General features: G+C 74.8%; 14 protein-coding genes. 3 read left to right on the top strand and 11 right to left on the bottom strand.

Translation table 11 applies throughout. The features are described from left to right. Positions 1 to 51 precede the first annotated feature (51 nt). Positions 52 to 1,581 carry a sugar transferase gene (locus tag JT362_RS02565; protein ID WP_260189353.1) on the top strand — a complete coding sequence of 510 codons (1,530 nt, stop codon included), beginning with the start codon at positions 52 to 54 and terminating at the stop codon, positions 1,579 to 1,581. Next, entirely contained in the window at positions 1,578 to 2,819 is a 1,242-nt protein-coding gene (locus JT362_RS02560; protein ID WP_260189352.1) for a putative glycoside hydrolase family 15 protein, read from the top strand. Before JT362_RS02565 ends, JT362_RS02560 begins: the two co-directional genes overlap by 4 nt. Here JT362_RS02560 and JT362_RS02555 read toward each other — a convergent pair. The 9 genes from JT362_RS02555 to JT362_RS02515 form a co-directional block, all read right to left on the bottom strand. Then, a complete protein-coding gene (locus JT362_RS02555) occupies positions 2,722 to 3,879 on the bottom strand; it encodes a glycosyltransferase family 4 protein (RefSeq protein ID WP_260189351.1) in 1,158 nt (385 codons plus the stop codon). The genes JT362_RS02560 and JT362_RS02555 overlap by 98 nt on opposite strands. Then, positions 3,876 to 4,943 carry a glycosyltransferase family 4 protein gene (locus JT362_RS02550; protein WP_260189350.1) on the bottom strand — a complete coding sequence of 356 codons (1,068 nt, stop codon included), beginning with the start codon at positions 4,941 to 4,943 and terminating at the stop codon, positions 3,876 to 3,878. The genes JT362_RS02555 and JT362_RS02550 overlap by 4 nt, the downstream gene beginning before the upstream one ends. A gap of 11 nt (positions 4,944 to 4,954) precedes the next feature. Beyond that, positions 4,955 to 6,391 (bottom strand): oligosaccharide flippase family protein, encoded by a 1,437-nt coding sequence (locus tag JT362_RS02545; RefSeq protein WP_311202657.1) that lies wholly within the window; start codon positions 6,389 to 6,391, stop codon positions 4,955 to 4,957. Further along, complete coding sequence (locus tag JT362_RS02540; RefSeq protein ID WP_260189349.1) at positions 6,388 to 7,659, bottom strand: glycosyltransferase family 87 protein; 1,272 nt, start codon at positions 7,657 to 7,659, stop codon at positions 6,388 to 6,390. The genes JT362_RS02545 and JT362_RS02540 overlap by 4 nt, the downstream gene beginning before the upstream one ends. Then, positions 7,656 to 8,663, bottom strand: coding sequence for a hypothetical protein (locus tag JT362_RS02535; protein WP_260189348.1), 1,008 nt, complete (start codon positions 8,661 to 8,663; stop codon positions 7,656 to 7,658). Before JT362_RS02535 ends, JT362_RS02540 begins: the two co-directional genes overlap by 4 nt. Further along, positions 8,660 to 9,718 (bottom strand): glycosyltransferase, encoded by a 1,059-nt coding sequence (locus JT362_RS02530; protein ID WP_260189347.1) that lies wholly within the window; start codon positions 9,716 to 9,718, stop codon positions 8,660 to 8,662. Before JT362_RS02530 ends, JT362_RS02535 begins: the two co-directional genes overlap by 4 nt. Further along, positions 9,708 to 10,922, bottom strand: coding sequence for an O-antigen ligase family protein (locus JT362_RS02525; protein ID WP_260189346.1), 1,215 nt, complete (start codon positions 10,920 to 10,922; stop codon positions 9,708 to 9,710). The genes JT362_RS02530 and JT362_RS02525 overlap by 11 nt, the downstream gene beginning before the upstream one ends. A 74-nt stretch (positions 10,923 to 10,996) precedes the next feature. Continuing rightward, entirely contained in the window at positions 10,997 to 11,938 is a 942-nt protein-coding gene (locus JT362_RS02520; protein ID WP_260189345.1) for a polysaccharide deacetylase family protein, read from the bottom strand. Then, complete coding sequence (locus JT362_RS02515) at positions 11,935 to 12,783, bottom strand: hypothetical protein (protein ID WP_260189344.1); 849 nt, start codon at positions 12,781 to 12,783, stop codon at positions 11,935 to 11,937. The genes JT362_RS02520 and JT362_RS02515 overlap by 4 nt, the downstream gene beginning before the upstream one ends. A 397-nt stretch (positions 12,784 to 13,180) precedes the next feature. Between JT362_RS02515 and JT362_RS02510 the strand changes: the two genes are divergently transcribed. Further along, positions 13,181 to 13,786: a response regulator transcription factor gene (locus JT362_RS02510; protein ID WP_260189343.1), complete on the top strand. Its 606-nt coding sequence runs from the start codon at positions 13,181 to 13,183 to the stop codon at positions 13,784 to 13,786. Here JT362_RS02510 and JT362_RS02505 read toward each other — a convergent pair. Together JT362_RS02505 and JT362_RS02500 are read right to left on the bottom strand one after the other, a co-directional pair. Continuing rightward, on the bottom strand, positions 13,728 to 14,837 hold the full coding sequence (locus JT362_RS02505; protein ID WP_260189342.1) for a sensor histidine kinase: 1,110 nt from the start codon (positions 14,835 to 14,837) through the stop codon (positions 13,728 to 13,730). The two genes, JT362_RS02510 and JT362_RS02505, sit on opposite strands and share 59 nt — an antisense overlap. Positions 14,838 to 15,064: 227 nt before the next feature. Next, entirely contained in the window at positions 15,065 to 16,495 is a 1,431-nt protein-coding gene (locus tag JT362_RS02500) for a SagB family peptide dehydrogenase (RefSeq protein ID WP_260189341.1), read from the bottom strand. Between the last annotated feature and the right edge of the window lie 37 nt (positions 16,496 to 16,532).

Below are 16,532 nucleotides of genomic sequence, written 5' to 3'. Positions count from 1 at the left end.
ACGTAGTGGGGGTGGCGCGGTGTGGCCGGCCGTCCCCCGAAAAGGTGAACGATGCTGACCGAGACACCGCCGGCGGTCCGCCGCCGGCCCACCTGGCTGCCCGGCGCGCGCAACGAGCACGTCCCGCGCCGGGAACTGCTCAGCCGGGTCAACGCCGTCGCCGTGCTGCTCCTCGCGGTCGACCTCGGCGCCCTCGCCGCCGGCCTGACCATCGCCCCGACGATGGCGGCCACGCCGGCGGTGCCGGCCGTGCCGACGGCGCCGCCTGTGCCTGTGGCGCCGGGCGCCTGGATGGAGCCGGCCGCGCCGGTCCAGGTGTGGGCGGGAGTGCCCTCGCCGGTGCTGTGGGCCGCCGCGACCGCGGCCGTGTTCCTCGCGGTGCGGGCCACGAGCCGGCTCTACCGGCGCCGCCTGATGCTCTCCTGGCTGCACGACCTGCCCCGGTCGGCCGGCGCGACGGCGATCGCGTTCGCGCTCCTCACCTGTGCCGCGCTGGTCAGCGGCCAGGACGAGGCGACCACCAGGGCCGTGCAGTGGACGGTGGTGCTCGCCGCGGCGATCGGTGAGCCGGTGCGCCTCGCGGTCTTCGCGCTCGGCCGGTGGTGCCGGCGGCGGCTCGGCCGGTGCGACCGGACGATCGTCGTCGGCGCCGGCAAGGTGGGGGTCGACCTCGCCGGCACCATGGCGAGGCACCCCGAGTTCGGGCTGCGGCCGGTGGGCTTCGTCGACGCCGAGCCCAGCCTCGACCCGGCCGACCTGCCGATGGAACTGCTCACCGGCGACCTGTCCGGCGCGATCGTCCGGCTGCGGGTCGGCACCGTGGTCCTCGCGTTCTCCCACGCCCGCGAGTCGCCGGTGGTGGACGCCGCCATCGCCGCGCACCGGCTCGGCTGCACGGTCCTCGTGGTGCCCCGGATGTACGAGCTGTACCAGGACGGCCCCGACATCGAGCGGGTGTGCAGCTACCCGCTGATCCGGCTGAGCACCGCGCCGACCAGCCGCCCGAGCTGGTGGGTCAAGCGCGCCCTGGACGTGGTGCTGGCCGGGGCCGCGCTGGTCGCACTGGCGCCCGTGATCGGCCTGTGCGCGCTCGCGGTGCTGGTGGAGAGCGGGCGGCCGGTGATCTTCCGCCAGGTGCGGGTCGGCATGGACGACCGCACCTTCCTGCTCTACAAGCTCCGCAGCGTGCGCCAGGGCGCCGTGGACGACTCGCAGAGCCGGTGGTCGGTCGCCGGGGACGCGCGGGTCGGCCCGGTCGGCCGGTTCCTGCGCCGCACCTCACTCGACGAGCTGCCGCAGCTGTGGAACATCCTGCGCGGCGACATGTCCGTCGTCGGGCCCCGGCCGGAGCGGCCCGGGTTCGTCCGCCGGTTCTCCAGCATCCACGAGCTGTACTGGGCCAGGCACCGCGTGCCGACCGGGCTGACCGGCCTGGCCCAGGTGCACGGGCTGCGCGGGGACACCTCGATCGCCGAACGGGCCAGGTACGACAACTACTACATCGCGAACTGGTCGCTCTGGCTCGACCTGAAGATCATCGTGTTGACCGTGGGCGAACTGCTGTTCAGGAGGGGCCGATGATCCGGATGCTCGCCACGGCGTGTGCGGCCACGCTGCTCGCCGCGTCCTGCGCGCCAGGCTGGGCGACCGCCCCGCCGCCGCGACCGCTCGCGCCCTGCGCCTGGTGGTACGGCATCGGCGAACCACCGACCGACGAGGACCTCGAGCTCGCGGCGAAGCGCTACGACGTCGTCGTGCTCAACGCCACCGAGACCGAGGCGATGCGCACGCTGCACGAGCTCAACCCGAAGGTGAAGGTGCTGGTCTACAAGGATCTGTCCAGCACCCGCAACTACCCGGGAGCCGTGCACGGCGACACCGACGCCACCTGGCTGCCCAGCGGCATCGGCTACTTCGACGCGCAGCGCAACAACCCGCAGTGGTTCGCCCTGGACACCGCGGGCAAGCGCATCGAGTGGAACGGCTACCCGAAGCACTGGCAGATGACCGTGTGGGACCCCGCCTACCAGAAGGCGTGGGCGAAGGCCGTCACCGAGGAGGTCACCCGCGAGGGCTGGGACGGGGTGCTCGCCGACAACGACTTCAACACCCTCTCCCACTACTCGTCCGCGATCCTCGAGGGCACCGCGAACGCCCAGCAGACCGACCGCAAGCTCCGCGACGGGCTCGACGCGTTCCTCGCCGTGGCCGGTACGGCACTGGAGAAGGCCGGGAAGATGTTCGTGCCCAACGTGTCCGAGACGCACCTGATCCCGGGCCGGTGGACCGCGCACGGCCGGTTCAGCGGGGCGATGGAGGAGAACTTCGGCTTCCGCGACGACGGCGGCACCGGCGGGCTGATCACGTTCCGCGGCAACGAGTGGGAGGAACTGCGCGCGCAGGCCGCGCTCGGCGAGTCCTGGCTGCTGCTGATCACCAAGACCACCGACGACCGCCAGGAACGCGCCGGGTACGCGAGCGCCGCGCTGCTCGCCGGCCCGCACACGTGCTGGACCAGGGCCACCACCGAGACCTACCTGGACCCGGAGTGGTCGCACCTGCAGGACACCGGGCTCGGCGAGGCCGTCGACCGGGCCACGCGGCACACCAACGGCGTGTGGACCCGCACGTACACCGGCGGCTGGGTCGCGGTGAACCCCACCGCCACGGCGGCCACGGTGAAGCCGCCCGGCGGCCTGGTCGACCTGAAGGGCGCGCCCGTCACCCAGGTCGAGCTGGCCGCCGCCGACGGGGTGGTGCTGGTGAAGCCGGAGCGGGGATCAGCCGCCGGTACAACGCGAGGTGACGGCGGGCGCTGACCTCCGGCGCGAACCGCTCCCGCGCGGCGGCGGCGAGCAGCCGCCCCGCGCGGCCCGGATCGGGCTCGGCGAACAGCTCCCGCAGCCCCGCCGCGAGCCCGGCGACGTCGCCAGGGGCGGCGAGCCGCGCGTGCGCGCCGAGCATGTCGGCCACGCCGCCGGTCTCGGTGGCCAGCACGGGCTTCCCGGCGGCCATGGCCTCGGCGACGACCAGCGGTTGCTGCTCCATCGTGGAGGGAAGGACCAGGGCGTCGTGCTCGCGCAGCAGTCGGGGGACGTCGGTGCGGAACCCGAGGAACCGCACCCGCCCGGCGAGCTCCCGGCGCGTGGCGGAGCGTTCCGCGGCGGCCCGCTCCGGGCCGTCGCCGACGACGGTCAGCGTGGCGTCCGGCGGCATGGTGCCCGGGATGGCGAGCGCGTCCAGCAGCGTGCGCAGCCCCTTCCGCTCCACGAGCAGGCCGACGAACACCAGGCGCCGCACGGCCCCCGACGGCGGTGCCGGGTCGGGCAGCTCGACGGCGTTGTCGAGGTGGACGACGCGGTCGGCCGGAACCCGGAGGCGGCGCCGGAGGAACGCGCCCATGGCGTCGGCCGGCACGACGGTACGAGCCACGAGCCGGGCGACGACGGCGTCCGCCGCCAGCACGGTCCTGGTGTAGGCCGAGGGTGGTGGAGCGCCGGTGCGGCCGCGGAACCACGGCTCGGTGACGTCGTCCGGCACGCCGTGGTAGGTGTGCACGACGGGCAGCTCCCGGCGCAGCCCCGCCGCCACCAGCCCGGCCCGGCGGTCCTGGGCGTGCACGACGTCCGGCCGCCAGGCCCGTACCGCCGCCCGCACCCGCCGCGCGCCGCGCACGTCACCCTTCCGCGCCACCACGACGTCCTCGTGCCGGCCCGCGATCCGTTCGGCGCCGCGCCTCGGCTCCGGCCCGAACACCCGCACCTCGACACCCGCCTCGACCAACGCCGCCGCCAGCGCCACCGTCACGTCCACCGGGCCCCCACTGTCCTGCGTGAGCACGAACGCCACCCGCGGACTCATCGCATGGGTTCGGGTCACCCGGTCACCAGCTTCTCGAGCAGGGTGGCCACCCGGTCGCCGGCCCGGTCGGCGCCGAACAGGTCGACGGCGCGGCGGCGGCCCAGGCGGCCCTCGTGGTCGGCGAGTACCGGGTAGGCCAGGCGGCCGGCGAGGGCCTCGGCCAGGGCGGGCACGTCGCCCGCCGGCAGCACGGCACCGCCGCCGGCCAGGCTCTGCCGGACCCCGCCCACGTCGAACGCCACCACCGAGCGGCCGCACGCCATCGCCTCCAGCGGCACCAGCGCCATGCCCTCCGCGCGGGACGGGAGCACCACCACGTCCGCGGCGGCGTAGTGCGTGGCGACGTCGTCGCTGTGGCCCCACCACACGACCGAACCGTGCCGGGCGACCGGGTGCCCTGCCCGCCACGGCTCGGTCATCGGGCCGTCGCCGACGAGGACCAGCCGGGCGTCCGGCACCTCGGCCAGCACCGCCGGCCACGCGGACAGCAGCTGGTCCTGGCCCTTGAGCGGCGCCAGGCGGCCGACGCACACCGCGACCGGCGAGTCCAGCGGCAGCCCCAGCCGGCGCCGGGCGGCGACCCGGTCCGCCGGGCGCAGCCGCTCGGTGTCCACGCCGTTGCACACCACCTCCGCGGGCGTGCCGATCCGCGCCGCGCGGCCCACCTCCAGCTCGTCGTCGCTGACGCACACCAGCTGGTGCGTCCAGCGGGCCGCGAACCGCTCCCACGCCACGGCGGCGGGGGAGACCTGGAAGGACCACATGTGGGGCTGGAACACCGTGGGCCGCCGGCCGCGCACCGCGAGCCGGCCGGCGAGCCCGGCCTTCGAGCTGTGCAGGTGCACCGCGTCCGGGTCGAGCCGGCGCAGGATCCGGCGCAGCCGCAGCACCTCGCCGGCCACGCGCGGGCCGGGGTTCCGGGTGGCGGGCCACGCGCACACGTCGACGCCAGCCGCGCGGCACCGCTCGGGGAGCCAGCCGGTCGGCGGGCACACCACGGTGACCGACCAGCCGCGGTCCCGCTGCGCGACGGCGAACTGGCGCACCACCTCGGCCACGCCGGCCGTCACCGGCTGGGTCACGTGCACAACCCTCACCGCGTACCTCCCGACAGTGCGCGCAGCTCGCGGACGGCGGCGCGCTGGGTGAGCAGGGACGCGCCGGCGTAGGTCGCCGCCAGCAGCAGTGCCTCGGCGACCGTCGCGGGCACCGAGGCGGGCGGGCCGAGCAGCCGGTCGGCGAGCAACGCGACCGCCACACACGGCACCGCCGCGCCGAGCACACCGCCGGCCATCCCGGCCAGCTCGGCCCCCGGGAAGGCGAGCCCCCGGCGGGCCAGCGCGCGCCAGGCCACCGCGACCAGCACCCAGGCGACCACGGCCTGCGCGGCGGCGACCGCGACCACGCCGTGCCGGGTGACCACGACGAGCGCGCCGGCCAGCGTGACCAGGTGGGTGACCTCCAGCAGCAGGTACCGGCGCGCGTACCCGGCCGCCTTGAGCGCCTGGTACCAGGTGTGCAGCAGGCCGAGCCCCAGCCCGTAGGCGCACAGCAGCACCAGCGCCGGGGCCGCCGGCGCCCACCGCGACCCGAGCAGCACCACGTGGTCGGCGAGCAGCCCGGCCACCAGGTACAGCCCGCCGCACACGACCAGCGCGGCCCGGGTGAACCGGGCCACCGCGGCCGGAAGTTCCTCGTCCGCCCGGACCAGCCGCGCGTACACCGGGAACGCGACCGCGGCCAGCACCACCGCCACCACCACGTACGGCACCCAGGCGATCCGGAACGCCAGCGAGTACACCCCGACCTCGGCCGGTCCGAGCACGTGCCCGATGGCCAGGTAGTCCACGTTCACCAACAGGATCGCCACCACCGCCGCCGGGCCGACCACCGCGATCCAGCGCAGCGCCTCCCCGGCCGCCGCCGCGTCCCAGCCGGCCAGGGGCCGCACCCCGACGACCGCGCCGAGCAGCGGCTGCGCGACCGCGGTGCACAGCAGTCCGGCGACCAGCGACACCGGGCCGGTGCCGCCCGCGGCGAGTACCACCGTCAACGCCGCGCCGAGCACCGCGCTGCCCGCGTCCGGCAGCATCCGGCGGCGGAAGTCCAGGCGGCGGTGCATCAGCGCCATCTGCACGCCGCCCGCCGCGGTGAACGGCAGGCTCAGCGCGGCCAACCGCAACAGCGGCGCGGCGTCCGGGCTGCCGAGCAGCGCGGCCAGCGGCCCGGCGGCGAGCGCGAGCACCGCGGCGAGCGCGACCCCGGCGGCCACGCTCAGCGTCAGCACCGTGGCCGCCACCCGGTCCGGATCCCCGGCGGTCCGCCCGATCACGTCGTACACGCCCATCGCCTGCACGACCTGGCCGATGTTCACCACCGCCACCGCGAGCGCCACCGCGCCGAGCCCGTCCTCGGTCAGGAACGCCGCCAGCGTCAGGGTGACCACCACCTGGCTGCCCTTGCTGACCAGGTTCACCAGCCCGAGCCACAGCGTCCCGCGGACCGCGCCCGCCCCGAGCACGTCCGTCACGACGGCGCCGCCACGGGTTCCGGCCTCGGCACGGGGGTGCGGACGGCGAACGCCACGAGCAGCGCCCACGCCGCGACCACCGCCACCCCGTCCACGGTGACCGACGCGCGCTCGCCGAGCACCGCCCGGACCACCGAGTCCACCGCGTGCAGGTGCGCGAACGGAACCGCGAGCGCCGCGACCGCGAGCCCCAGCGGGAGCCACCCGCTTTCCCGCCGGCGCCGCCACCACGCCACCGCGGCCAGCGCCGCCGCCGGCACCGCGAACAGCACGTCACCCGGCTGGTGCACCACCGCCACCGTCACGGCAAGGCAGGTCAGCAGGTCGGCGACCACCGGCCCGTCCGGGTCGGTCGAGCGGTCCAGGCGCCGCACCAGCGGCACGGTCACCCCGAGCACCGCGAGCAACGCGACCGGCTCCGCCGCAGGCGGCAGCCACTCGGTGAGCCGGAACAGCACGGCGGGCAGGTCGACGCGCTGCGCGGTGAGCGAGTCGACCGCGCCGTAGCCGGTGTTCGTGGCGTGCGCGAGGTTCGCGGCCAGCACGTCGAGGAACGGCCCGACCCCGCCGCCGCGCACGACCAGCAGCGCCACCACCGGCAGGCTGGCGACCGCGGCCACCGCCGTCCCGCCGAGCGCGACCCCCCGGGAGCCCCTGGCGAACAGCAGCACCGCCAGCGGCAACCCGAACTGGGGCTTGAGCCAGGCGACCGCGAGCGCCAGCACGGCGATCCTGGGATGACTGGAACGCAGCAGCAGCGCCCCCGCCGCGCCGACCGCGACGAGTGGGTTCACCTGTCCCAGGTAGAGCTGCGCCTTGCCGACCTGGCTGAGCACCAGCAGCGCGGCGATCACCGCGGTCCCGGCCGCGAGCGGCACCGGAACGCGGGTGCGGATCCGGCTCGCCGCCATGCCGGCGAGCACCACGAGCAGCACCAGCGCGGTCAGTCCGAACAGGACGGCCCCGGTGCGGTAGTCCGGCAGCCCGAACGGCAGGTGCAGCGCCAGGTGGTAGGGCTGGTAGAGGTTGAAGCTCTGCCGGACCGGCCAGTGCGCGAACATCGCGGCCGGGTCGTACGGGTTTCCGCCGGCGAGGAACTCCTGGACCGGGTAGTAGAGCGCGTCGCGGAAGTCCTGCATCCGCACCTCGGCCCTGTTCGCCCCGGTCGGCAGCGGCACCTGCCACGACGGCCGCAGCGCCCACCACGCCCCGAAACCCGCGACCACCCACGCCACCCCGGCCACCACCGCCAGCCGGATGCCCCTCACGCCAGCACCACCGCCACCACCGTCGACGAGACCGGCAGCACACGGGCCACCGCCGCCAGCTGCTCCTGCCGCCGGCCGCCGGAGGTCACCAGGATCACCGCGTCGCCGTCGCCGGCCCGCTCGGGCAGCCGGTCCTCGATGGACCGCGCGGCCGGGGCCAGCTCCTCGGCCACCGGGACGACCCGGGGCGTGCGGCCGGCCGCGTCGCACAGCCGGGTCAGCCGCTCCGGCAGGTCCGGCTCGTCCGCGCGCAGCGTCAGCACCGGGTGCCAGGACCCCACCGCGGCGCGCACCGCCGCCACGTCGGACGTGCGGCGCAGGTGACGCAGCCCGCCGACGGTCACGCCGGCCAGCGCGGCGCCGCCAAGGGCGAGCCCGACGCCGAGCGGCCGGTCGGGCGACACCTGGATGACGTCCGGGCGCTCGTCGAGCAGCCGCAGCGCCGCGGCCGGGGCGAGCAGATCGGCGTCGACCACGGCCCTCGCGATCGCGGTGGCGACGGCCCCCGCCTGGTCGGCGGACGGGGCGAGTACCGCCAGCCGTGCGACCCCGGACGCGGGCACCAACTCCACCGACACACCCTCACCGATGGTCTCGGCGTCCGTGCCGGTCGCACCGGCCGCGGCCGCCAGCACCGACGGGCCGCGGGCCAGCTCCACCAGCGCCGGGAGGGTGAGCGCGACGACCTCGCCGTACTGCGCTCCGCTCGCGCCCCCGACCGGCGTGGCGACCAGGCTGACCCTGCCCTCGTACTCCTCGCCGGCCAGTGCGGTCGCGAGCAGCACGCCCCCGCCCGCGAGCACGGCCGCGACGACACCCGCGGTCACCGGCCGGCCGAGCCGCCTGGTCACCCGCGGCCAGGCCGCGACCAGCCGGCTCCGCAGGGTCTCCTCGGTTGTCACCTTCTGCGCCGGCTTCCGTACCGCGTTCCGGGCGGCCTTCGGTGCCGCCTTGCGGGTGGTCTTCTTCGCCGGTTTCGCCGGCGTTCTGGTGGCCGCGTTCATCGCCGTCCTCCTCGTGTCACGGTGCGCAGAAGCTCGTCGTAGGTCTTCATCAGCCGCGCCGGGTCGTGTCCGGTGTGGACCGACGCCAGCCCGGCCGAGGCGGCCGCCTCGCGGGCCGCCGGGTCGAACAGCAGCGCGCGCAACGCGTCCGCGGTCGCCACCGGCTCGCCGGGCGGCACCAGCAGCCCGCCCCCACCGGCCAGCGCCTCCCGCACACCGTCCACATCGGACGCCACCACCGGGCGGCCGGCGGCCATCGACTCCAGGACCGCGATCGGCATGCCCTCCCAGTCACTGGTGAGCACGGTCAGGTCCGCGGCGGCCAGCAGGTCGGGCACGTCCTCGCGGTTGCCGAGGAACCGCACCCGCTCACCGAGCCCGAGCTCGGCGCACCTGGCCTTCAGCGCCGCGCGCCGGCTGCCGTCGCCCGCCAGCAGCAGCACGGCGTCGTCGAGCAGCGCCCACGCGGCCAGCAGCACGTCGTGCCGCTTCTGCGGTTCCAGCCGCGCGACGCACAGCGCCACCGGCACGTCCTCGTCGAGCCCGAGCGCCGCGCGCACCGCCGCCCGCCCCGCCCGGGGAGTCCACGAGAACACCGCGTTCGGCACCACCACCGGATCGGGCAGCCCCGCCGCCCGCAACCGGTCCGCCGCCGCGTCCGCGACCGCCACCACCGCGCGCGACGTGCGGCGCAGGATCCGCGCCGCACCGGCGTGGTCGGCCTCGGCGACGCCGTGGAACACGGTCACCACCGGAACCCGCCGCCCGGCAACCGCCAGCCGCGCCACCACACTCGCCGACACGTTGTGCGCCAGCACCACGTCCGGCCGGAACCGCCGCACCGCCGCCCGGGCAGCCCGCGCCGCCCGCAGCACCCCGGTGGCCCGGCGGCGGGGGACCGGCACGTCGTACACCGGTACCCCGGCGGCCCGCAGCGCGTCGGCCCGGTGCCCGCCGCCACCGGCCACCGCCGTCCGCCAGCCGACCGAGTCCCCGGCGAGGGCCATCCCCGCGACGAGCGTCTCCGCGCCGCCGCTGCCCAACTCACTGATCATGTGGAGCACCCGCACGGACCGCTCCCTCCTTCTCGACGCGTTCTCGCGAACCCAGGCCAACGGCCACCGCGACCAGCAGCCACAGCGGCAGGTAGTACTGCTCGGACAGGAACGTGGCGCCGACCAGCACCGCGACCAGGCTCGCCTGCACGGCGACCACGGTGTTCCGGTCCCGCCCGCGCCGCACCGCGTCCTCGGTGGCGAACAACGCCACGGCGACCAGCCCGAGGAACAGCAGCAGCGCCGGCAGCCCCAGCTCGGCGGCGACCTCGAGGAACATGTTGTGCGCCACCGGGGTCTGTTCGGCCAGCTCCGCGTTGTGCGACGCGGCGACGTACTCGCTGCGGAACCCGCCCGGCCCGACACCGAGCACCGGGTTCTCGCCGAGCATCCGCGCCGCCGCCCGCCACCGCAGCTCCCGGGTGTCCACATTGGTCTCGGCGATGAAGCTCTTCTCCCGCAACGACCGCGCCAGCCGTGACCCCGCGACCAGCACGGTCCCGGCGGCGGCGACCACCGCCGCGCCCACCGCCGCCGCGAGCACCCTGGGCGACAGCGCGCGCCGGGCCAGCAGCCAGCCCACCGCGCACGCCAGCGCGATCGCCCCGCCCCGGGAGAACGTCGCCGCGGCCCCGGCCAGCAACAACGCCGCCGCCACCGCCACCAGTACCTTGTGCCGAGTGGGCGGTCGGGACGGCGTCACCGCGACCAGCAGCGGTACCGCGACGACGAGCACGAAGGCCAGGTCGTTCGGGTCGGACATCGGCCCGGTCGCCCGCGCCGCGCCCGCCTGGACGCTGTACAGCGCGCCGGCTCCCGCCACCACCGACCCGGCGACCGACGCCACCAGCAGCGGCCGGACCCCGACCTCCCGCGCGGCCAGGTCCGCCAGGACCACGGTCAGCGCGAGGAACGGCAGCCACCGCACGGTGTACTCGGCGGTGAACGGCCCACCCGCGTGCACCGCGGCCGAGGCCAGCAGCAGCGCCGCCAACCCGCCGAGCAGCGGATGCACCGGGTGGAACGCCGGCAACCGCCGGTGCCGCACCCGCACCGCCACCCACCCGAGCACCAGCAGCCCGGCCGGCACCTTGCCCAGCTGGGGGTGCACCGACGCCAGGTACCCCTCCAGCGGCGCCAGCCCGACCGTCGCGCAGGCGAGCACCCGCAGTGCCGCCGCCCAGAGCTTTTCCGTGTTGGTCACGTCGGGCAGGGATGGTTCGGCCTGGTCACGTTCCCCTGAGGTGACGGTTGTGGAGGTGGCCGGGTCCGCGTGGTTCACCGGTTCTCCCGGAGGCGGGGCGGTACGGTCACGCGCGCCGCGTGCGCGCCGGTGCCCACGACGTCGAACCGGGCCCGCGCCGCCGCCAGCGTCCAGGCGAGCAGGGCGACCTTGTCCGCCGCCGGAACGTCCATGCCGGGGAAGAACTCCATGCCGGGCGCCTCGCCGGGGCCGAGCACGTCGGTCGGGTGCACCAGCAGCGACGGGCCGACCCCGAACGCCCGGCACAGCCGCAGCGCCGTGCCGACGTAGCCGCGGGCGAGCCGGGGGGAGATCCGGTACAGCATCAGCGCGTACGCGCCGTGGATCGGCACCCGGAGCAGCGGCATCGTCGTCACCGGCAGCTCGACCAGACCGTCGCCGACCCGAGGGCGGTGCGCGGTGTTCGGCGCGAACACCCGGGAGAACCCGCCGAACAGCTCGGCGCGCTCGTCGGACGCCGGCGCGGTCCGGTTGTGCACGGCCCGCGCGATCGGCCCGATCCAGGTCGGCAGCGTGGACGCGTCGTAGCGGTAGCCGCGCTCGGCTAGCACCTCCAGCAGCGTGGGGGAGACGCTGTACCCGGGCCCGCGGAAGCCGACCGGAACGGGCGCGCCCGCGGCGACCACCGCCTCCTCGGTCCTGGTCAGCTCGTCGACCAGCTCGGCGCGGGAGTACCGGTGCAGCCAGGGCTCGTGGTGGTAGGAGTGGTTGCCGATCTCGTGCCCGCGCGCGGCGAACGCGGCCACGGCGGCGGCCCCGTCGTCCCGGACGGCGTCCGCGCCCACCGCGAACGCCGTCGCGGTGACGCCGTGCTCGCCGAGCACGTCGAGCAGCCGGGGCACGGCGGTGGGCAGGAAGCTCGGCATCCGCTCCCAGTCGGCGTCGCCGTGGGTCTTGAGGTAGGCCCAGAGGTTGTCCAGGTCCACCGACACACTCGCGGTGAGCGGGCCGTTCATGCCGCCTCGCGGGCCGACCGGGCTTCGCCGGCCACGGCGAACCGCGGGGCGAAGCCGAGTACGAGCACACCGGCCACCACGAGCCCGAGGCCGAGGCCGACCTCCCACTCGCGGCCGGGCACGATCCGGTCGCCGAGCGCGAGGATGCCGACCACGGACGTCACGACCATGGTGACCGCGTCCATGGTGGCGACCGTCGAGGTCGCCGAACCCCGCGCGAGGGCGGTGGCCAGGCAGGCCTGGCCGAGCAGCGCGGCCAGGATCGTCAACCACGCCAAGGGGTTCAGCGGCAGGGTGGTCAGCGGCTCGTCGGCGATCGACCGGCTGCTGATCGCCACCACCGCGAACGCCGCGCCGGCCAGCACCGCGAGGGAGACCGGCGACCCGGTCCGGCCGGCCCGCACCACCGCGACGCCGACCAGCAGCGGCAACCCGAGCAGCGCCAGGCCCGGTCCGACCGGGATGTCGTGCGCGATGGCGGGCGCCGAGGCCGACGCGAGCAGCACGATGCCGGCCGCGAGCACCACCAGCATCAGCAGCTCGCTGGTCCGCACCCGCCACCCCAGGGCCAGCGCGCCGAACGCGGTGGCCAGCCCGACCGCGCCGCAGGTGGCCGCCTGCACCAGGTACAGCGGCAGCTCGGCCCTGGCGAGGAACGCGAACGCGAACCCGGTGGCCTGCCCGGCGAACCCCAGCAGGTACAGCGGATCCGCGGCGAGCCGGGCGAGCAGCCCCAGCCCCGCGCCGCCCCGGTCCCGGTACGCGCGTCGAGCGGCGACGGTCTGCACCACGATTCCGGTGGCGTACGCGACCGTGGACACCGCGAGCTCGACCTGACCCGGCACGCGTCGACACCCCCTGAACACTCGAAATGGCAGCGCTTTTCGCGGCTGCGGTGCAGAAGGCTACGACCTGAATACCGATTACACGACCGAAGGATAGGTTGCAGCGCTTTCTCTTGCTCTGTGTGTCGATAGTTGGTAAAACACGACCGGAACGAGTTCGACATTCACTCGATCGAGACTGCTAACTTGTTCGCCACAGGACGGTGATGGACACCGTCGACCGCCCCGGGTACCGGCCACGTGGCGGGTCGACGGTGCGGATCCCCGCCCGCGGGTGATCCGGACTGGTCTGAATGCCGCACCGCGACGCGGCAAACGCGGCATTCGCCTCGCGCGGCCTGGTTGTACTGTCGGGACTGTTCGGCCGGGAATGTGGTTTCGTGTGCAAGGGGCTGTGGTGATCAGGGTTTTACTGGCCGAGGACATGCACATGGTCCGTGGCGCGTTGGTCGCGTTGCTGGTCCTCGAGCCGGATATCGATGTCGTGGCCGATGTCGCCCACGGCACCGCGATCCTGCCCACGGCACTCGAACACCGGCCCGACGTCGCCGTCATCGACATCGACCTGCCCGGCAAGGACGGGCTCTCCGCCGCCGCCGAGCTGCACGAGCACCTGCCCGACTGCCGCACGCTGATCCTGACCAGCCTCGGCCGTCCCGGCACGCTCCGCCGGGCGCTCGCCGCCCGGGTCAACGGCTTCATCCTCAAGGACGCACCCGCCGAGAAGCTGGCCAACGCCATCCGCGAGATCTCCGTCGGCAGACGGGTCATCGACGGCGAGCTCGCGCTCGCGGCCTGGGACACCGAGGACTGCCCGCTGACCAGCCGCGAGCTCGAGGTCCTCCGGATGACCGAGAGCGGGGCCAACGCCGTGGACATCGCCTCCCGGCTGTTCCTGTCCGCCGGGACCGTCCGCAACTACCTGACCACGATCGTCACCAAGCTCAACGCACGGAATCGTGTCGACGCGATCCGAATCGCCAAGGATGCCGGATGGTTGTGACGGTGTCCGCCGAGGACTCGGCCGACGCCGGCAGCGGGATCGTCGCGCACAGCCGAAACCGCTGGTCCGGCAGGTTCTCGATGACGAGCACCCCGTGCACCGCGCGCAGCCGCTCGCACAGGTTGCGCAGCCCGCTGCCGCTCACCCCGCCGTCCGGGCACGGCCCCGGCTCGCCGGACGCGCCGTCGTTGACCATCTCGATGACCACCGCGTCGCCGGTCCGCCTGATGTCGATGTCGCAGCGCTCCGCCTTGCTGTGCCGCAGCACGTTGGTGACGCCCTCGCGCAGGACGGTGGCGAGCAGCGTGCCGGTCATCGGGGACACCTCGCCGTAGTCGCGTCGCAGCACGACCTCCACGTCGGCGGTGGCCAACACCGACTCGGCCGAGTCGCACTCGTCGTCCAGGGACAGCTCCCGGTAGCCGCTGGCCACCGACCGGACGTCGGCGAGCGCCTGCCTGGACACGGTCAGGATCGCGGTGAGCTCCTCGCTGGCCCTGGTCGGATGGTCGGCGATCAGCCTGCTGGTCAGCTCGCTCTTCAGCGTGATCGCCGACAGGCTCATCCCGAGCAGGTCGTGCAGGTCCCTGGCGAACCGCAGCCGTTCCTTGGCCACCGCCAGCTGGGCCAGCTCGTTGCGTGCCGCGTGCAGCTCGGTGACCAGGTTCGTCAGCCGGGTCAGGCCGAACACGACCAGGCCGGTGATCACCGTGGACACCGACGTGTACGCGATGTCCGCGGCCGACCCGCCCAGCCCGGCCTGCACCCACGCCATACTGGCCACGACCAGCAGGAACAGCGGCACCCCCGCCGCGGCGTGCAGGGTGAGCAGGAGGCTCCCGGCCAGGAACCCCGGCCGGCTCACCCATGCCTCCCCGTACTGGAGCAGCGGCAGGTACACCAGGCCCGCCTGGACCACCAGCGCCACGTAGCTGAGCGGGGGCCGGGGGCGGCGGTGCGGCCGGCTGAAGTACGCCAGCTGCAGCACCAGCAGCGCCACGGTGTAGACGAAGGACAGCACGATCGACAGCGTGTCGGTCTGCTGGCTCACGATGCCGATCGAGGAAACGACGCAGAATCCGACGGAAACGGTTATCAGAACAGTATTCGCGAGTAACGGGGCAATGCTCGGCGAATGACGTACGGGAGATCCGTCACCGGCTCTCGGCGCAGACCCGTCCATCATGGAGGTTCCTCAAGTCGTAAAGCAGGGACGACACTGTGTGTGGAGTCTAGCAAAAATTTTCGCATCTGAAATGCGCACCGCCGGTCCGTTCGTCAGGGCAACGGATGGCGGTATCCGACGACGCATTCGCCGATGCCCACCTCCGCCGGCCAGTCCAGTCGGAGCGCCCGCTCGGTGGTGTCGGTGGTGTCCAGCGCCAGCGGGTACGTCGCGAGGCCCGCCGCGGCGGCCACCAGGTGCAGGGTCTGTTGCAGCGCACCGAGGTGCATCAGCGTCGTCGCGTACCCGGTGCCGCTCATCAGCCACAGCAGCCGGTCCGCCCGTGCGGTGACGGTGATCAGCGCGGGCGGGTGCTCGCGGCGGCCCGCCGCGATGCGCGCGTTGTCCAGCAGCGCGGACAGGTCGGCGGGGGAGTCGTTGACCAGCGTGAGGGCGTGCCCGGCCGGGTCGTAGTGGTAGATCCCGCGCGGCAGCTCGGCGCAGCGGTTGATCGTGACGTACAGCTCCAGCTCGTACAGGCCGGCGATGCTCAGGTACGGCCGGTCCGACGTCTCGTAGCTGACCCCCGAGTGGTCCGCGGGGGACACCGCCGACACCGAGCGGACGCGGGCGGCGCGGTAGAGCAGCTCGCCGAGCTGCTTGGCGTCCAGCGGCCGGTCGGAGACGATCCGGCGTAGCCGGTCGGTCTCGATGACCCGGGTCAGCGACGGACCGGAGTCCACCAGGTCGTCGCTTTCCGGGCGGTACAGCGGAAACCGGGGACCGGGTGGCAGCGGCCTGGTCACCGGCGGTGCCGGCCCGTCGCGGGACACCGCCGGGGTGAGCAGGTCACGCCCGATCCTGGTGCGGGCGTGGAACATCAGGTCGTGGTGCGACCAGCCGGCGAGCGTCGAGTGGTCGTCAGCGCCGTCGGGTTCGCGCAGCACCACGCCCGCGGCGACCAGGTACCCCACGAGGTCCGCGACGACCGGCGGGGCGGCGCGCAGCACGCCCGCGAGCTCGGCGACGGTCGTCGTCCGGCCGAGCGAGAACACCGCCCGGTAGGTGAGCGCGCGGTGCAGCACCACCTGGAACGGGGCCACCGCGGAGTCCAGCACCAGCTCCTCGCGTCCGGCGCGGATCGCGGCGAAGCGGGACAGCCGCACCGGTTGGTCCGGCTTGATGTCGGCCACCGCGAAGCGGGCGTGCTCGGCCACCGGGACCACCGACAGCAGCGCGCCGCCGTCGTCGTCGAGGCGCAGCGTGTGCACCACGGATCCGCTCAGCAGGTCCAGCATCCGGCGCAGCTCCGCCCGTTCCTCCCGGCTCGCCGGCTCGATGTTCGCGACGGAGTTCGGGCCCATGCTCATCCGTTCCATGGCCACGCGGACGCCCGGGGTCACGTCGTCGAAGACGAACTCCCCCCAGCGGGTCACCACCCGCAGCCGGGTGTCCTGCTCGTCCGGCCGCTCGACCAGGACATCCTCGCTCAGCGAGCGCAGGTGGCTCCTGGCGTGGAGCGGCTCGTCGTGCTCGAAGGGCATGGGAACTCCTCCACGAAGTGGCACCCGGCGGCCGCTG

It is taken from the genome of Actinophytocola gossypii, assembly GCF_025165815.1.
GTDB classification, from domain to species: Bacteria; Actinomycetota; Actinomycetes; order Mycobacteriales; family Pseudonocardiaceae; genus Actinophytocola; species Actinophytocola gossypii.
Note: the sequence above shows the minus strand (reverse complement) of the source record. Positions and strands in the feature narration are given on the sequence as shown.

Bases quoted from the DNA above. Each gene is read 5' to 3' on its own strand.
- JT362_RS02565 (WP_260189353.1), top strand. From the start codon at position 52: ATGCTGACCGAGACACCGCCGGCGGTCCGCCGCCGGCCCACCTGGCTG.
- JT362_RS02560 (WP_260189352.1), top strand. From the start codon at position 1,578: ATGATCCGGATGCTCGCCACGGCGTGTGCGGCCACGCTGCTCGCCGCG.
- JT362_RS02535 (WP_260189348.1), bottom strand. From the start codon at position 8,663: ATGAACGCGGCCACCAGAACGCCGGCGAAACCGGCGAAGAAGACCACC.
- JT362_RS02530 (WP_260189347.1), bottom strand. From the start codon at position 9,718: ATGATCAGTGAGTTGGGCAGCGGCGGCGCGGAGACGCTCGTCGCGGGG.
- JT362_RS02520 (WP_260189345.1), bottom strand. From the start codon at position 11,938: ATGAACGGCCCGCTCACCGCGAGTGTGTCGGTGGACCTGGACAACCTC.
- JT362_RS02500 (WP_260189341.1), bottom strand. From the start codon at position 16,495: ATGCCCTTCGAGCACGACGAGCCGCTCCACGCCAGGAGCCACCTGCGC.